Origin of the sequence: Pseudomonas sp. NY15364 (genome assembly GCF_048068235.1) — a bacterium.
In the GTDB taxonomy this organism is placed as follows: domain Bacteria; phylum Pseudomonadota; class Gammaproteobacteria; order Pseudomonadales; family Pseudomonadaceae; genus Aquipseudomonas; species Aquipseudomonas mendocina_D.
On the sequence record NZ_JBLUPX010000037.1, the window covers coordinates 22122 to 34604 of the forward strand.

Consider the following 12483-nt stretch of genomic DNA (forward strand, 5'->3'; position numbering starts at 1 on the left):
GGGGTTTCAGGCGGGGCTTCGCAGTCGCGGGCTGACCAGTCGCAGGCATGCGAGCTGGCGGACGAGAAAGATGTTTTTCATGTGGGCACCCTATCCATAGCAGGTGGATATGGCAATGCTTGCTTAAAAAACGCTGATTTATTGCTGGATAGCTTTTGTTGGCGGATTTTATTGCTTTGAAAGTGATGTTTTCGGCGAATCGTGTTTCCAGGGGGCGTGCACAGGCTCGCCCCCGTCCCTCGATGATCCGTCTTCAGTCGGCGTAGTCGTAGGCGCCGCCTTTTTCCAGGGCACGGCGATAGGCTGGCCTGGCATGGATGCGTTGCAGGAAATCGCTCAGGCGCGGGTGGTTGTTGAGTACGCCACGGGCGGCAGCTGCTTCAAGTGGGAAACTGAGCTGAATATCGGCAGCGCTGAACGCATCGCCTGCGAACCAGTCGTGCTCGCTCAGTTGGCCCTCCAGGTAGTCGAAATGCAGTTTCAACTGCGGCGAGATGAACGCCTGACTGACCTTGTTCGCGATGCCACGGGCGATTGGCTTGATGAAGAACGGCATTGGCGCGCTGCGCAGCTTGTCGAACACCAGCTTGAGCAGCAGCGGTGGCATCGCCGATCCTTCGGCGTAATGCAGCCAGTAGCGGCAGCGCAAGCGTTCCGCGCTACCGGCGGCAGGCAGCAACCAATCGCCATAGCGCTCGGCCAGGTATTCGATGATGGCGCCGGACTCGGCAAGGGTCAGTTCGCCATCGGTGATCAACGGCGACTTGCCCAGAGGGTGCACCTGGCGCAATTCGGCAGGGGCGAGCATGGTCTGCGGGTCGCGCTGGTAATGCTTGACCTGATAGTCGATACCAATCTCTTCGAGCATCCAGAGAATACGTTGCGAACGCGAGTTGTTCAGGTGATGCAGGGTGATCATGGCAAGCTCCGGCCGATTTGGGGCAGGGTTCTGTAATACGTCGTTCCGGGACGCACCACTAGCGTTTTATTGCACCGCCCTTGGCTGCTCGGCGATGGTGGGTCGCAATTCGCGCATGTCCGCACCGCTCGGGTGCTGGAACACGCGCAGGCCGAACTCGGGGAGGATCGCCAGCAGGTGGTCGAAGATGTCCGACTGGATGCCTTCGTAGGCATTCCATGCGATGGTATTGGTGAAACAGTAGATTTCCAGCGGCAGGCCGTCGGCAGTCGGGCTGAGCTGGCGCACCAGCAGGGTCATGTTCTGGTGGATGTTCGGGTTGTGCCGCAGGTAGTGCTCGACGTAGGCGCGGAAGCTGCCGATGTTGGTGATACGGCGGGTGTTCACAGCTTCCTTGCCGTGTTCGGCCAGCCTGGTGTTCCAGTCCTGCAGCTCCTGATCCTTGCGGTCGAGGTATTCGTCGAGGAGCATGAAGCGGCGTAGCCGTGCGATTTCTTCGTCGCTGAGGAAGTGAACGCTGGTCTGATCCAGAAACAGCGCGCGCTTGATCCGACGTCCGCCGGACTCCTGCATGCCACGCCAGTTCTTGAACGGGTCGGTGATGAAGCGCTTGGTCGGGATGGTGGTGATGGTCTTGTCCCAGTTCTGCACCTTGACCGTGTGCAGGGCGATGTCGATCACATCGCCGTCGGCGTTGAGCTGCGGCATTTCCACCCAGTCGCCGACGCGGATGATATCGCTGGAGGAGATCTGCACGCTGGCCACCAGCGATAGCAGAGTGTCCTGGAAGATCAACATCAGCACCGCAGCCATGGCGCCGAGGCCGGACAGCAGAATCAGCGGAGAGCGGTCGATCAGGGCGGCCACCATCAGGATCGCGGCGATGGCGAAGATGGCAATCTTGATCACCTGCAGATAGCCCTTGATCGGCTTCAGGTGCGCATTCGGGCGGCGCTGGTAGAGGGTGTTGAGAATATCCAGCAGCGCGCCAATGGCCATGGCGATGGTCAGCACCACGAAGGCGCCGCAGACGTTGCGCGTCACTTCTACTACGGCAGCGGGCATGCCGGGTACCAAGACCACGCCGCTGGACAGCACCAGCGCCGGCACGATGTTGGACAGGCGCTTGATGATACCGCTTTCCTTGATCTGGCCATGGCGGCCCAGGGCGGTCGCGCCGACCAGGCGGTAGATGGCGCGGACCAGAATGTGTTTGACCACCCAGTTCGACAGCCAGGCGGCGACGATCAGGACGAGGGTAGCGGTGAGGGTGAGCAGTTCCGGCTGAGTGTTCAGCCAGTTCATCCAGGTAGTCAGCTCATTCGGCATTTCCGGCTCCGAAGCAGGCAGGAGGAAAGGCCGACGCTACACGGCCGGCCATCTGAGCCGCCGTACCCTAGCAAAAATGTGTCGTTAACCCAAACGGCAGGTGTTGCACGCTGCGTCGGCTCAGGGTTTGAACGCACCAATGAAGATCGCCGGATCAACCCGCGCATCGTTGAGGCTGACGTTCCAATGCAGGTGCGGGCCGGTGGCGCGCCCGGTGGCGCCGACCTTGCCGAGATGGCCGCCTCGGGAGATTTCGTCGCCGAGCTTCACGTCGATCTCGGACAGGTGGCAGAACATGCTGATCAACCCCTGGCCGTGGTCGAGAAATACCGTCTTGCCATTGAAGAAATAATCGCCGATGAGGATCACCTTACCGGCAGCCGGAGCCTTGATCGGCGTGCCGCGGTTGGCGGCGAAGTCCAGGCCCGAATGCGGGTTGCGCTCCTCGCCGTTGAAGAAGCGGCGCAGGCCGAACGGGCTGGACAGCGGGCCGTTGACCGGTTTGTCGAACATCAAGTTGCTCGGCTGGCGCGCGCTGAACTGCTGGTAGGCACGGGTCTGCTCGGCCAGCTCGCGCTCGATGCGTTTCAGGTTGGCGGCGTTGGGGGTGACCTGCTGCTGGTTCTTGATGGTGATGCGCTGCTCGGCGTAGTGCTTGGCGCCGACCTGGAAGGTCAAGCGGCCACCGCCCTCGACCTCGACCTGTTGAGTCCCTGGCTTGACGCTGAGCGGGATGCCGACAACGGCGATCCAGCGTTGGCCATCTTCGTGAACGGTCAGCACCTGCTTACCCTGATAGCGCACTTTGGGTGCCTGCGCCGGGTTGCCCAGATCGACCACCGCCACACCGCCCGGCACCGGCTTGTTCAGCAGGCGAGTGATAAAACCCTCGGCGTGGGCGGGCAGGGTAAGGCACAGAGCCAGCAGGCCGGCGAACAATTGCGTGCGGGTAAGGCTGTACATCGGTTCTCAATCCAGGAGCGACAAGGTCGCCGGTTGTATGTGGTTGTCTTCGACGCGTACGTCCAGTTCGCCTTCGCTCAGGCGCGCCTTGAGGCGTTGGCCAGGACGGGTCTGCGCGGCGCTGCGCACGGCCTGACCGCGTTCGTCGAGGAGGATGCTGTAGCCACGACCGAGGGTGGCCAGGGGGCTGACGATATGCAGTTGCGCGGCCAGTGCGCCCAGTTGCTGGCGCTGGCTACGTAGCTGGCCTTGCATGGCGCGTGGCAGGCGCGTAGCCAGGCCATCCAGACGCTGGCGCAACAGTGCCAGGTTGCGGCCCGGATGCTGGGAGGCGAGGCGCGCGTCGAGACGGGCCAGGCGTTCGCGCTGATTGGCCAGTTGCTGGTTGAAGGCGCGGCGCAGGCGCATGTCCAGGTCATCCAGGCGCTGGGCTTGCTGGCGCAGGCGCTCGCCAGGGTGACGCAGGCGTTTGCTCACGCCTTCCAGACGCAGACGTTCGCGGGCCAGACGGCCCTGCATCTGCAGCACCAAGCGTCGTTGCAGATTGTGCAGGCGCTGCACCAGCTCACTGCTGTCCGGGGCCAGCAGTTCGGCGGCGGCCGAAGGCGTCGGCGCGCGCACGTCTGCGACGAAGTCGGCGATGGAAACGTCCGTCTCGTGGCCCACGGCGCTGACGATGGGCGTGACGCACGCAGCCACGGCGCGGGCCACGGCTTCTTCGTTGAAGCACCAGAGGTCTTCCAGCGAGCCGCCGCCACGGGCGAGGATCAGCGCATCGAAACCCTGCGCGTCGGCGCGTTGCAGGGCGCGCACGATCTGTGCGGTGGCTTCGCGGCCCTGTACGGCAGTGGGGATCAGGTTCAGCTCAACCTGCGGCGCGCGGCGGCGAAATACGCTGATGATGTCGCGGATCACCGCGCCGGTCGGTGAGCTGACGATGCCGATGCGCTTGGGGTGGGCGGGCAGGGCGATCTTGCGTTCGGTAGAGAACAGCCCTTCGGCGCCGAGCTTTTCCTTCAGCGCCTCGAAAGCCAGGCGCAGCGCGCCGTCACCGGCAGGCTCGACGGCGTCGAGAATCAGCTGATAGTCGCCGCGCCCCTCGAACAGCGAGACCTTGCCGCGTACCTTCACCGCCAATCCGTCGCGCAGCGCCTGGCGCACACGCGCAGCGTTCTGCCGGAACAGCGCGCAGCGCACCTGCGCCTGACTGTCTTTCAGGGTGAAGTAGATGTGACCGGAGGCCGGTCGGGCGAGGTTGGAGATTTCCCCCTCGACCCAGATACCGGCGAACACGTCCTCCAGCAGCAGGCGGGCGCGGTTGTTGAGCTGGCTGACACTGAGCACCTCGCGGTCGAGGTTCAGGCGAGCAAAGGGATCATTGATCATGGGGCGGCATGATAAGCCGAGAGGACCGCAGGTGCGACCTTCATCAGGCGTCCTGCAGCAGACGCTCGAGCAACCAGGCTGCGACCGGGCCGAGTTCGCGCTGGCGTGACCAGATGGCGTCCACCGTGACCCGCCGTGGCCAACCACTGCAGGGCAGTTCATGCAGGCTGTCGAAGCCGTAGGCGTCGACCAGTTGTCGTGGCAGTTCGGCCCAGCCGAAGCCCAGGCGCGCCATCTCCAGCAGCATCAGGTAGTCCGGTGCGGCCCAGCAACGTCCGCCACTGCCGGGCAGGTCATCGATATTGGCATCGTCATGGGCGACGCTGCTCAGGCGCAGCAAGCGCCAGCGTGACAAGTCGTCCTGGCGTACCTGGGCCAGCCTGCTCAGCGGATGATCCTTGGCCACGAACAGGCCGAACTCGCTGCTCATTTCCAGGCGGGCGTGGGCGATATGCGGCGGGTAGGTCGGTTGCGCGCCTAGCAGCCCCAACTGTGCGCGGCCCTGAGTAACCAGATCGAGTACATCGGCCTGTTCGGCGATCAGGCTTTCGAACTGCAAGTCGGGGAAGCGCTGATCCAGCTCCTGCAGGCGAACTTCGTATTGTTTCGGCTGATACGCATCGGACAGAGCCAGGGTCAGGCGCGCTTCCTGGCCTCTGGCCAAACCGGCCGCGTGTCGCGCCAGGCGGTCGCTGGCACAGAGCACCTCTTCGGCGTGGGCCAGCAGGCTGGCCCCGGCTTCGGTCAGTTGCAATGTGCGTGGGCCGCGCTCGAACAGCGTCACGCCCAGGTCGATTTCCAGGCGCGCAACGGCCTCGCTGATAGTCGACTGGCTCTTGCCCAGGCGCCGCGCCGCAGCGCTGAGCGAGCCGCAGTTGGCGGCCTGAGCGAAGGCCTGGAGGGAATCGGGGGAAATATTCATATCGGTTTTGCCGATGGCAGCTGCCTTTGGTTTGGCTGATATTCCGATGATCATAGCGCTCGTTGTCACTTATCACGAGGTTCGCTTCATGACTCAGCCCTTGCCGCGCTCTCTGCGTGAGCGCATCGGTCACGCCCTGGCCTTCGAAGGTATTGCCGTGCTTATCTGCGCGCCGGCCATGGCCTGGTTCATGGACAAGCCGCTGCTGCACCTGGGTGTGCTGACGCTGATGTTCTCCACCGTGGCGATGTTGTGGAACATGCTGTTCAACTACCTCTTCGACCGCGCACAGAGTCGTCTGGGCTTCGAGCGCGGTTTTCGAGCGCGGGTCAGCCATGCGCTGCTGTTCGAGGTGGGCTTGATCGTCGTGCTGGTACCGCTGGCGGCCTGGTGGTTGTCCATCGGTCTGCTCGAGGCGCTGCTCTTGGATATCGTGCTGATCCTGTTTTTCCTGCCGTACACCATGGCGTTCAACTGGATCTACGACGTGCTGCGTGCTCGCTGGGTGGCCCGTCGTGAAGCGCAGCAGGCTGCTGTGATCTGTCGTGGGGCTTGATTTGCCGGCGGTAGCGCCTAAGCTGCCGCCCTTTCCTTGCCAGCCGTTCGAACACCATGACCGCGCAACTGATCCTCGTCCCGCAGATATCCACGCTTCCCGCTCACGAGCAAAAGGCCCAGGCCATGCTGCGCTGGCTGGTCAAACGGGAAATCGTCGAGGCATTGCCGACCACCTGCGGCCAGGGTGGTAACGGTATGGCCTACGCCATCGGACCAGGCGCGCGGCGTATCGCCCAGCGTCCCGATTTGCTGCCTTATGGCCAGGCGCACAATGGTCTGGAGATCATTACCCACCGCTGCATCTATGTACCGACGCGCGGCTTTCTCGAAGAGGCGGGCTGCGCCGAATGCCGCAGGGAAGTGGGCGTGCCGCTGTTCGACAGCCTGGAGGTGTGGTGGCCAGGGGAGACCGACAACTTCACCTGCCCGGAGTGCGGGCATGAAGATGACATCAACGGCTTCCTGTTCCTGCAGCCATGCGGCTTTTCCAACCTGGGCTTCATCTTCAACGGCTGGGCTGAAGCCGGCCTGCGCCCGGCGTTCGTCGAAGAGTTCGGCGAACGCCTGGGCTTTGCGGTGAGCCAGGTGCGGGTGGACGATCCGGCGTGAACCACGTTCTGGCGTTGTGGGAGGGGCTTTAGCCGCGATGCTCTCCACTCTCCTTCGCGGCTGAAGTCCCTCCTACAGTGGTTCTTTAGAACTCGACGCTGGCCGACAGGCGGGCAGTTCGGGGCTGACCAACGCTGACATTGAGCTCGCTACCTGTGGTGGAGGGGTAGTAGTGCTTGTCGAAGATGTTGTCGATATTGAACTGCAATGCGGTTTTCTGGCCCAAAAGCGGATATTCCCAGCGAATGAACGCATCGGCCAAGGTATAGCTGCTGAGGCTGAAGCTATCGGCATTGTCGCCGGTGCGTTCGCCTACATAGCGAGCGCCGCCGCCTACACGCCAGGTGCCCAGTTGTTCATCGATTGGCAACTCGTGGGTCAGGTAAAGGCTGCCGGTATGGCGAGGAGCTTGGGCGAGTCGATTACCTTCGTCACTAGGGTCGTCGAGAATTTCCGTGTGGGTGTAGGCGTAGGTGGCGATCAGTGTCAGGCGGTCGCTTATCTGGCCGGTGAGGTCCAGCTCCACGCCGCGCGAGCCAACCTTGCCAGCGGCCTCCATGTCATCGCCGGATCCCACCACTACGTTTTCCTTGACGATATCGAACAAGGCCAGATTCAGGCTGAGGTCCGGTCGCAGGTCGTATTTGGCTCCCACTTCATAGCTGCGCCCTTCCTCGGGGTCGAATGTCTGACCGGCATCGGTGACGCTGGTGTTGGGGACGAAGGAGCGGCTGTAGTTGCCATACAGGGAAAGTGCTTCGCTGGCCTTGTAGACCAGGCCGGTGAATGGAATCAGGGTCTGATCATTTTTGTCGTACAGCGTGGTGCGGCTGGCTCCCAGTCCTTGGGCGATGTACTGGTCGTAGTGCTGATAACGACCACCCAGTACCAGAATCCAGCGCTCGTCCAGGTGCCAGTTGTCCTTGACGTAGATCGAGGCCGACGTCAGCTCGTTGCGGCGGTTGCTCTGTGCTGAGCTGATTACGTTGGGCTCGGGCAGGTTGCCGTAAACCGGGTCATAGATATTGATGTCACGGCGTAGAGCCGTGGGGTTGCGGTAGGTCTTGCCTCGGTACTGGTCATTGAGTTCATGCTCGACACCGATCAGCAGGTCGTGTTGTTGGCCGAACACGTGCTGCTGGCCGATGAAGTCCAGGCTGCTATAACGGGTTTCATCGTCGTAGTGCGCGCCATTGCCGACTCGCCGGAAAGTGCCTGTCGCGGCGTTCAGCGAGTTGGGCACCGGCTGGGCAATGGAAAGGCCGTAGGTGTCATTGTTCCAGCCGTGGGTAAAACGGGTCTTCCAGTCGTCGCTTAGCTGATACTCGAATATTGCGCGAGCACTCTCGGCTATGCCTTGGGTTTTGGCCCAGCGCTCGTCCAGGCGTTTATCGTAATCGGCATTGGTAGGGCGGCCATTGATGAATACCGTGCCGCGGTCGAATGGTGCGGAATAATCGTTGTACTCGTATGAGAGTGTCAGGCTGGCACGTTCACCGGACCAAGTCAGCGAGGGTGCTATGAGCACCTGTTCGTGAGAGCCGTAATTGCGCCAGTAATCCTCATTCTGGCGCTCCGTGATCAACCTGTAGGCAAGGCCGCTATCGCCGATTGGCCCTGTTGTGTCCAGGGACAGCGAACCGCCACCTTCGCTGAACGCAGAGCCACTCACTATCGTACGTTGTTGGTACTGCGGGAGCTTGCTGATTACGTTGATCAAACCGCCCGGATCCATCGCACCATAAAGAAGTGCCGATGGCCCTTTGAGTACTTCCACTCGTTCGCTGGTGGCTGTGAAGTTTCTCGACAGATTGGAGCGAACGCCGTCGCGCAGGATCGAACCGTCGGAATTGGTGCCGAAACCGCGTTTGATAAACGCATCTTTGGTGCCACCCAATGTATTGCTCTGGCTGACACCACTGACAAACTTCATCGCATCGTCCAGCGATCTGACCTGAAAGTCCTCGATGGTCTGTGGCGTTACCACCTGTACCGACTGGGCTTCATCCTTGAGTGCCACTGAAGATTTGCTCGCCGTGCTGGCGCGCTTGGCCTGGTAGCCATTCTCGCCAGCCACAGGCGCCGCGACGACTTCCTGGCTGGGCAGCTCCAGCTCCTGGGCCAGCAGGTGGCCTGCTGGAAGCAGGCAAAAAGTGAGAAGGGCGGCGCCTTGGCCACTCAAGGAAAAGCGGTTGAATTTCATTTGGCACTCAAGTGCAAGGGTTTTTGAGAATCATTATTTTATGTGTTTCGAGGTATGACTGCCTAGAGACACACTTTGCATTGAGTGAAATGAGCTCGCTGGGTATAATGCCGCGCTTCTTATTTTCCCGCTCGGGAGCCCTCCATGCTGCGCATCAGCCAAGAAGCACTCACTTTCGACGACGTCCTGCTCATCCCCGGTTATTCCGAGGTGCTGCCCAAGGATGTCAGCCTCAAGACCCGCCTGACGCGCGGTATCGAACTGAATATCCCGCTGCTGTCCGCTGCAATGGACACGGTCACCGAGGCACGCCTGGCCATCGCTATGGCACAGGAAGGCGGCATCGGCATCATCCACAAGAACATGACCGTCGAGCAGCAGGCTGCCGAAGTGCGCAAGGTCAAGCGCTTCGAGTCGGGCGTGGTGAAAGACCCGATCACCATCGAGGCCGATGCCACGGTGGGTGATCTGTTCGACCTGACCCGGCAGAACAATATTTCCGGTGTGCCGGTGCTGCATCATGGTGATCTGGTCGGCATCGTTACCAGTCGAGATGTGCGTTTCGAAAGCAATATGGCTGCCAAGGTGCGCGACGTGATGACGCCCAAAGAGCGTCTGGTCACCGTCAAGGAAGGCGAAGACACCCAGGTGGTGCGCAAGCTGCTGCACAAGCACCGCATCGAGCGCGTGCTGATCGTCGATGACCAGTACCGCCTCAAGGGCATGATGACCGTCAACGACATCGAGAAGGCCAAGGCCTACCCGCTGGCGAGCAAGGATGATCAGGGCCGTCTGCGCGTGGGCGCTGCCGTGGGTACCGGTGCCGATACCGGTGACCGTGTTGCGGCGCTGGTCGCAGCCGGCGTTGATGTGATCATCGTCGATACTGCCCACGGCCACTCCAAGGGCGTGATCGACCGCGTGCGTTGGGTGAAAGAGAACTTCCCGGAAGTCCAGGTGATCGGTGGCAACATCGCCACGGGTGCCGCCGCCAAGGCGCTGGTCGAAGCCGGCGCCGATGGCGTCAAGGTCGGCATCGGCCCAGGCTCGATCTGCACCACGCGTATCGTTGCCGGCGTCGGTGTGCCGCAGATCAGCGCCGTGGCCAATGTGGCCGCCGCTCTGGCTGGCACCGGTGTGCCGCTGATCGCCGATGGTGGTATCCGCTTCTCTGGCGACCTGTCCAAGGCCATCGTCGCTGGCGCTTCCGCCGTGATGATCGGCTCCATGCTGGCCGGTACCGAAGAAGCCCCGGGCGAAGTTGAACTGTTCCAGGGCCGCTCCTACAAGGCATACCGTGGCATGGGTTCGCTGGGTGCCATGGCGCAGGCGCAAGGGTCGAGCGACCGTTACTTCCAGGACTCCTCGGCCGGTGCCGAAAAGCTGGTGCCGGAAGGTATCGAAGGCCGCGTTCCCTACAAGGGCGCGATGAGTGCCATCGTTCACCAACTGATGGGCGGCCTGCGTGCCTCCATGGGCTACACCGGTTGCGCCACCGTCGAGGAAATGCGCACCAAGCCCGAGTTCGTGCGCATCACTGGCGCTGGCATGGCTGAGTCGCACGTCCACGACGTGCAGATCACCAAAGAGGCGCCGAACTACCGCGTCGGCTGAAAAAATCGATTTGACGCTGCTGCGCCTGGGCATGCTGCGTTGGAGAAAAACTTGACACTGGCTCGCCAGTGAACGTCCGAAAGGACGGCCCGGAGGGCGAACGTAGTGAGTAAATGCTTGCTTCAGCAAACTCCGCTTTCTCGTTTCTCTCCGCCTTGCCTGCTCGTCGCTCGCGACGCGGCAAATCGATTTTTGCAATGTATGAATAACGGGGCTGTTCGATCAGCCCCGTGTCATTTGTGAACACCTACGAGAGACGGCCATGGCCCACGACATTCACGCCCACCGCATCCTCATTCTGGACTTCGGTTCCCAGTACACCCAGTTGATCGCGCGCCGCGTGCGCGAGATCGGCGTTTATTGCGAACTGCACCCCTGGGACATGAGCGACGAGGACATCCGTGCCTTCGCTCCGCGCGGCATCATCCTCGCCGGTGGCCCGGAGTCGGTGCACGAAGCCAATAGCCCGCGCGCGCCGCAAGCGGTGTTCGACCTGAATGTGCCGGTACTGGGCATCTGCTACGGCATGCAGACCATGGCCGAGCAGCTCGGTGGCAAGGTGGAAGGTTCCGACCTGCGTGAATTCGGCTACGCCCGTGTCGACGTGGTCGGCAAGAGCCAGCTGCTGGCTGGTATCGAAGATCATGTCGACGCCGACGGCGTGCTGGGCCTCGACGTGTGGATGAGCCACGGCGACAAGGTCACCCGCCTGCCGGAAGGCTTCCACATCCTCGCCAGCACCCCGAGCTGCCCGATCGCCGCCATGTGCGACGACACTCGTCACTACTATGGCGTGCAGTTCCACCCGGAAGTGACCCATACCAAGCAGGGTGGCCGTATCCTCTCGCGCTTCGTGCTGGAAATCAGCGGCTGCGAAGCCCTGTGGACCCCGGCCAATATCGTCGAAGACGCCATTGCCGCCGTGCGTGCCCAGGTTGGTGACGCCAATGTGCTGCTCGGCCTGTCCGGCGGTGTGGACAGCTCGGTGGTCGCGGCGCTGCTGCACAAGGCCATCGGCGACCAACTGACCTGCGTGTTCGTCGACAACGGCCTGCTGCGCCTGCACGAAGGTGACCAGGTCATGGCCATGTTCGCCGAGAACATGGGCGTCAAGGTGATCCGCGCCAACGCCGAAGAGCAGTTCCTCGGCAACCTGGCCGGCGAGTCCGACCCGGAGAAGAAGCGCAAGATCATCGGTCGCACCTTCATCGACGTGTTCGATGCCGAGGCCAGCAAGCTGGACAACATCCAGTTCCTCGCCCAGGGCACCATCTACCCGGACGTGATCGAGTCGGCTGGCGCCAAGAGCGGCAAGGCTCACGTGATCAAGTCGCACCACAACGTTGGCGGCCTGCCGGAGGAAATGAACCTCAAACTAGTCGAGCCGCTGCGTGAACTGTTCAAGGACGAAGTGCGCAAGATCGGTCTGGAGCTGGGCCTGCCTTACGACATGGTCTATCGCCACCCATTCCCGGGCCCTGGCCTGGGCGTGCGCATCCTCGGCGAAGTGAAGAAGGAATACGCCGACCTGCTGCGCCGCGCCGACCACATCTTCATCGAAGAGCTGCGCAAGGCCGACTGGTACCACAAGACCAGCCAGGCATTCGTTGTATTCCAGCCGGTGAAGTCGGTTGGCGTCGTTGGTGACGGCCGTCGCTACGCCTGGGTCGTTGCCCTGCGCGCCGTGGAAACCGTGGACTTCATGACTGCTCGCTGGGCGCACCTGCCTTACGAGCTGCTGGAAACCGTCAGCGGCCGCATCATCAACGAAATCGAAGGCATCTCCCGCGTCACCTACGACGTGTCGAGCAAGCCGCCAGCGACGATTGAGTGGGAGTGATCCCGAAGCGCTGCATGAAAAGACCGGCTTAGCAGACTGTGTGAAAACCTAGCAGTCTGAGAGCAAGCTGAAGACAATGCCTCCATCAGTCGATGGGGGCATTGTCGTTTATGGGCTACATCCAGGGCGAAGGTCGTCAG

Annotated in this window: 10 protein-coding genes; 4 read left to right on the top strand and 6 right to left on the bottom strand. The window is 62.0% G+C overall.

Translation table 11 applies throughout. The annotated features are described in order from the left end of the window. Nucleotides 1–253: 253 nt before the first annotated feature. The 5 genes from ACNFCJ_RS21390 to ACNFCJ_RS21410 form a co-directional block, all read right to left on the bottom strand. Nucleotides 254–919: a glutathione S-transferase family protein gene (locus ACNFCJ_RS21390; RefSeq protein ID WP_106734663.1), complete on the bottom strand. Its 666-nt coding sequence runs from the start codon at nt 917–919 to the stop codon at nt 254–256. A 66-nt stretch (nt 920–985) separates the two neighbouring features. After that, nucleotides 986–2248 carry a mechanosensitive ion channel family protein gene (locus ACNFCJ_RS21395; RefSeq protein ID WP_416773520.1) on the bottom strand — a complete coding sequence of 421 codons (1263 nt, stop codon included), beginning with the start codon at nt 2246–2248 and terminating at the stop codon, nt 986–988. Nucleotides 2249–2368: 120 nt separating this feature from the next. Continuing rightward, entirely contained in the window at nt 2369–3211 is an 843-nt protein-coding gene (locus ACNFCJ_RS21400; protein ID WP_416773522.1) for a peptidoglycan DD-metalloendopeptidase family protein, read from the bottom strand. 6 nt (nt 3212–3217) lie between these two features. Further along, a complete protein-coding gene (gene xseA / locus ACNFCJ_RS21405) occupies nt 3218–4597 on the bottom strand; it encodes an exodeoxyribonuclease VII large subunit (RefSeq protein WP_416773524.1) in 1380 nt (459 codons plus the stop codon). A 43-nt stretch (nt 4598–4640) separates the two neighbouring features. Further along, nucleotides 4641–5573 (bottom strand): LysR family transcriptional regulator, encoded by a 933-nt coding sequence (locus tag ACNFCJ_RS21410; RefSeq protein ID WP_416773526.1) that lies wholly within the window; start codon nt 5571–5573, stop codon nt 4641–4643. Between the two features lie 34 nt (nt 5574–5607). Here ACNFCJ_RS21410 and ACNFCJ_RS21415 point away from each other — a divergent pair, with 34 nt between their 5' ends. Both ACNFCJ_RS21415 and ACNFCJ_RS21420 read left to right on the top strand, forming a co-directional pair. Further along, nucleotides 5608–6075, top strand: coding sequence for a multidrug/biocide efflux PACE transporter (locus ACNFCJ_RS21415; protein ID WP_072426048.1), 468 nt, complete (start codon nt 5608–5610; stop codon nt 6073–6075). A gap of 56 nt (nt 6076–6131) precedes the next feature. Continuing rightward, complete coding sequence (locus ACNFCJ_RS21420) at nt 6132–6686, top strand: sugar ABC transporter ATPase (protein WP_256836802.1); 555 nt, start codon at nt 6132–6134, stop codon at nt 6684–6686. An 85-nt stretch (nt 6687–6771) separates the two neighbouring features. On the opposite strand, the gene ACNFCJ_RS21425 is transcribed toward ACNFCJ_RS21420, so the two are convergent. Further along, the gene (locus ACNFCJ_RS21425) at nt 6772–8889 is read right to left on the bottom strand and encodes a TonB-dependent siderophore receptor (protein WP_416773528.1); all 2118 of its coding nucleotides are present in this window, start codon (nt 8887–8889) and stop codon (nt 6772–6774) included. 144 nt (nt 8890–9033) lie between these two features. On the opposite strand from ACNFCJ_RS21425, the gene guaB reads away from it, so the two are divergent. Both guaB and guaA read left to right on the top strand, forming a co-directional pair. Then, complete coding sequence (guaB, locus tag ACNFCJ_RS21430; RefSeq protein ID WP_104727015.1) at nt 9034–10503, top strand: IMP dehydrogenase; 1470 nt, start codon at nt 9034–9036, stop codon at nt 10501–10503. A gap of 262 nt (nt 10504–10765) precedes the next feature. After that, the gene (gene guaA, locus ACNFCJ_RS21435; protein ID WP_143505919.1) at nt 10766–12343 is read left to right on the top strand and encodes a glutamine-hydrolyzing GMP synthase; all 1578 of its coding nucleotides are present in this window, start codon (nt 10766–10768) and stop codon (nt 12341–12343) included. Nucleotides 12344–12483: the final 140 nt, after the last annotated feature.

Coding starts and splice junctions, on each gene's coding strand:
- ACNFCJ_RS21400 (WP_416773522.1), bottom strand. CDS start 3,211: ATGTACAGCCTTACCCGCACGCAATTGTTCGCCGGCCTGCTGGCTCTG.
- xseA (WP_416773524.1), bottom strand. CDS start 4,597: ATGATCAATGATCCCTTTGCTCGCCTGAACCTCGACCGCGAGGTGCTC.
- ACNFCJ_RS21390 (WP_106734663.1), bottom strand. CDS start 919: ATGATCACCCTGCATCACCTGAACAACTCGCGTTCGCAACGTATTCTC.
- guaB (WP_104727015.1), top strand. CDS start 9,034: ATGCTGCGCATCAGCCAAGAAGCACTCACTTTCGACGACGTCCTGCTC.
- ACNFCJ_RS21425 (WP_416773528.1), bottom strand. CDS start 8,889: ATGAAATTCAACCGCTTTTCCTTGAGTGGCCAAGGCGCCGCCCTTCTC.
- ACNFCJ_RS21420 (WP_256836802.1), top strand. CDS start 6,132: ATGACCGCGCAACTGATCCTCGTCCCGCAGATATCCACGCTTCCCGCT.
- ACNFCJ_RS21410 (WP_416773526.1), bottom strand. CDS start 5,573: ATGATCATCGGAATATCAGCCAAACCAAAGGCAGCTGCCATCGGCAAA.
- ACNFCJ_RS21395 (WP_416773520.1), bottom strand. CDS start 2,248: ATGCCGAATGAGCTGACTACCTGGATGAACTGGCTGAACACTCAGCCG.
- ACNFCJ_RS21415 (WP_072426048.1), top strand. CDS start 5,608: ATGACTCAGCCCTTGCCGCGCTCTCTGCGTGAGCGCATCGGTCACGCC.
- guaA (WP_143505919.1), top strand. CDS start 10,766: ATGGCCCACGACATTCACGCCCACCGCATCCTCATTCTGGACTTCGGT.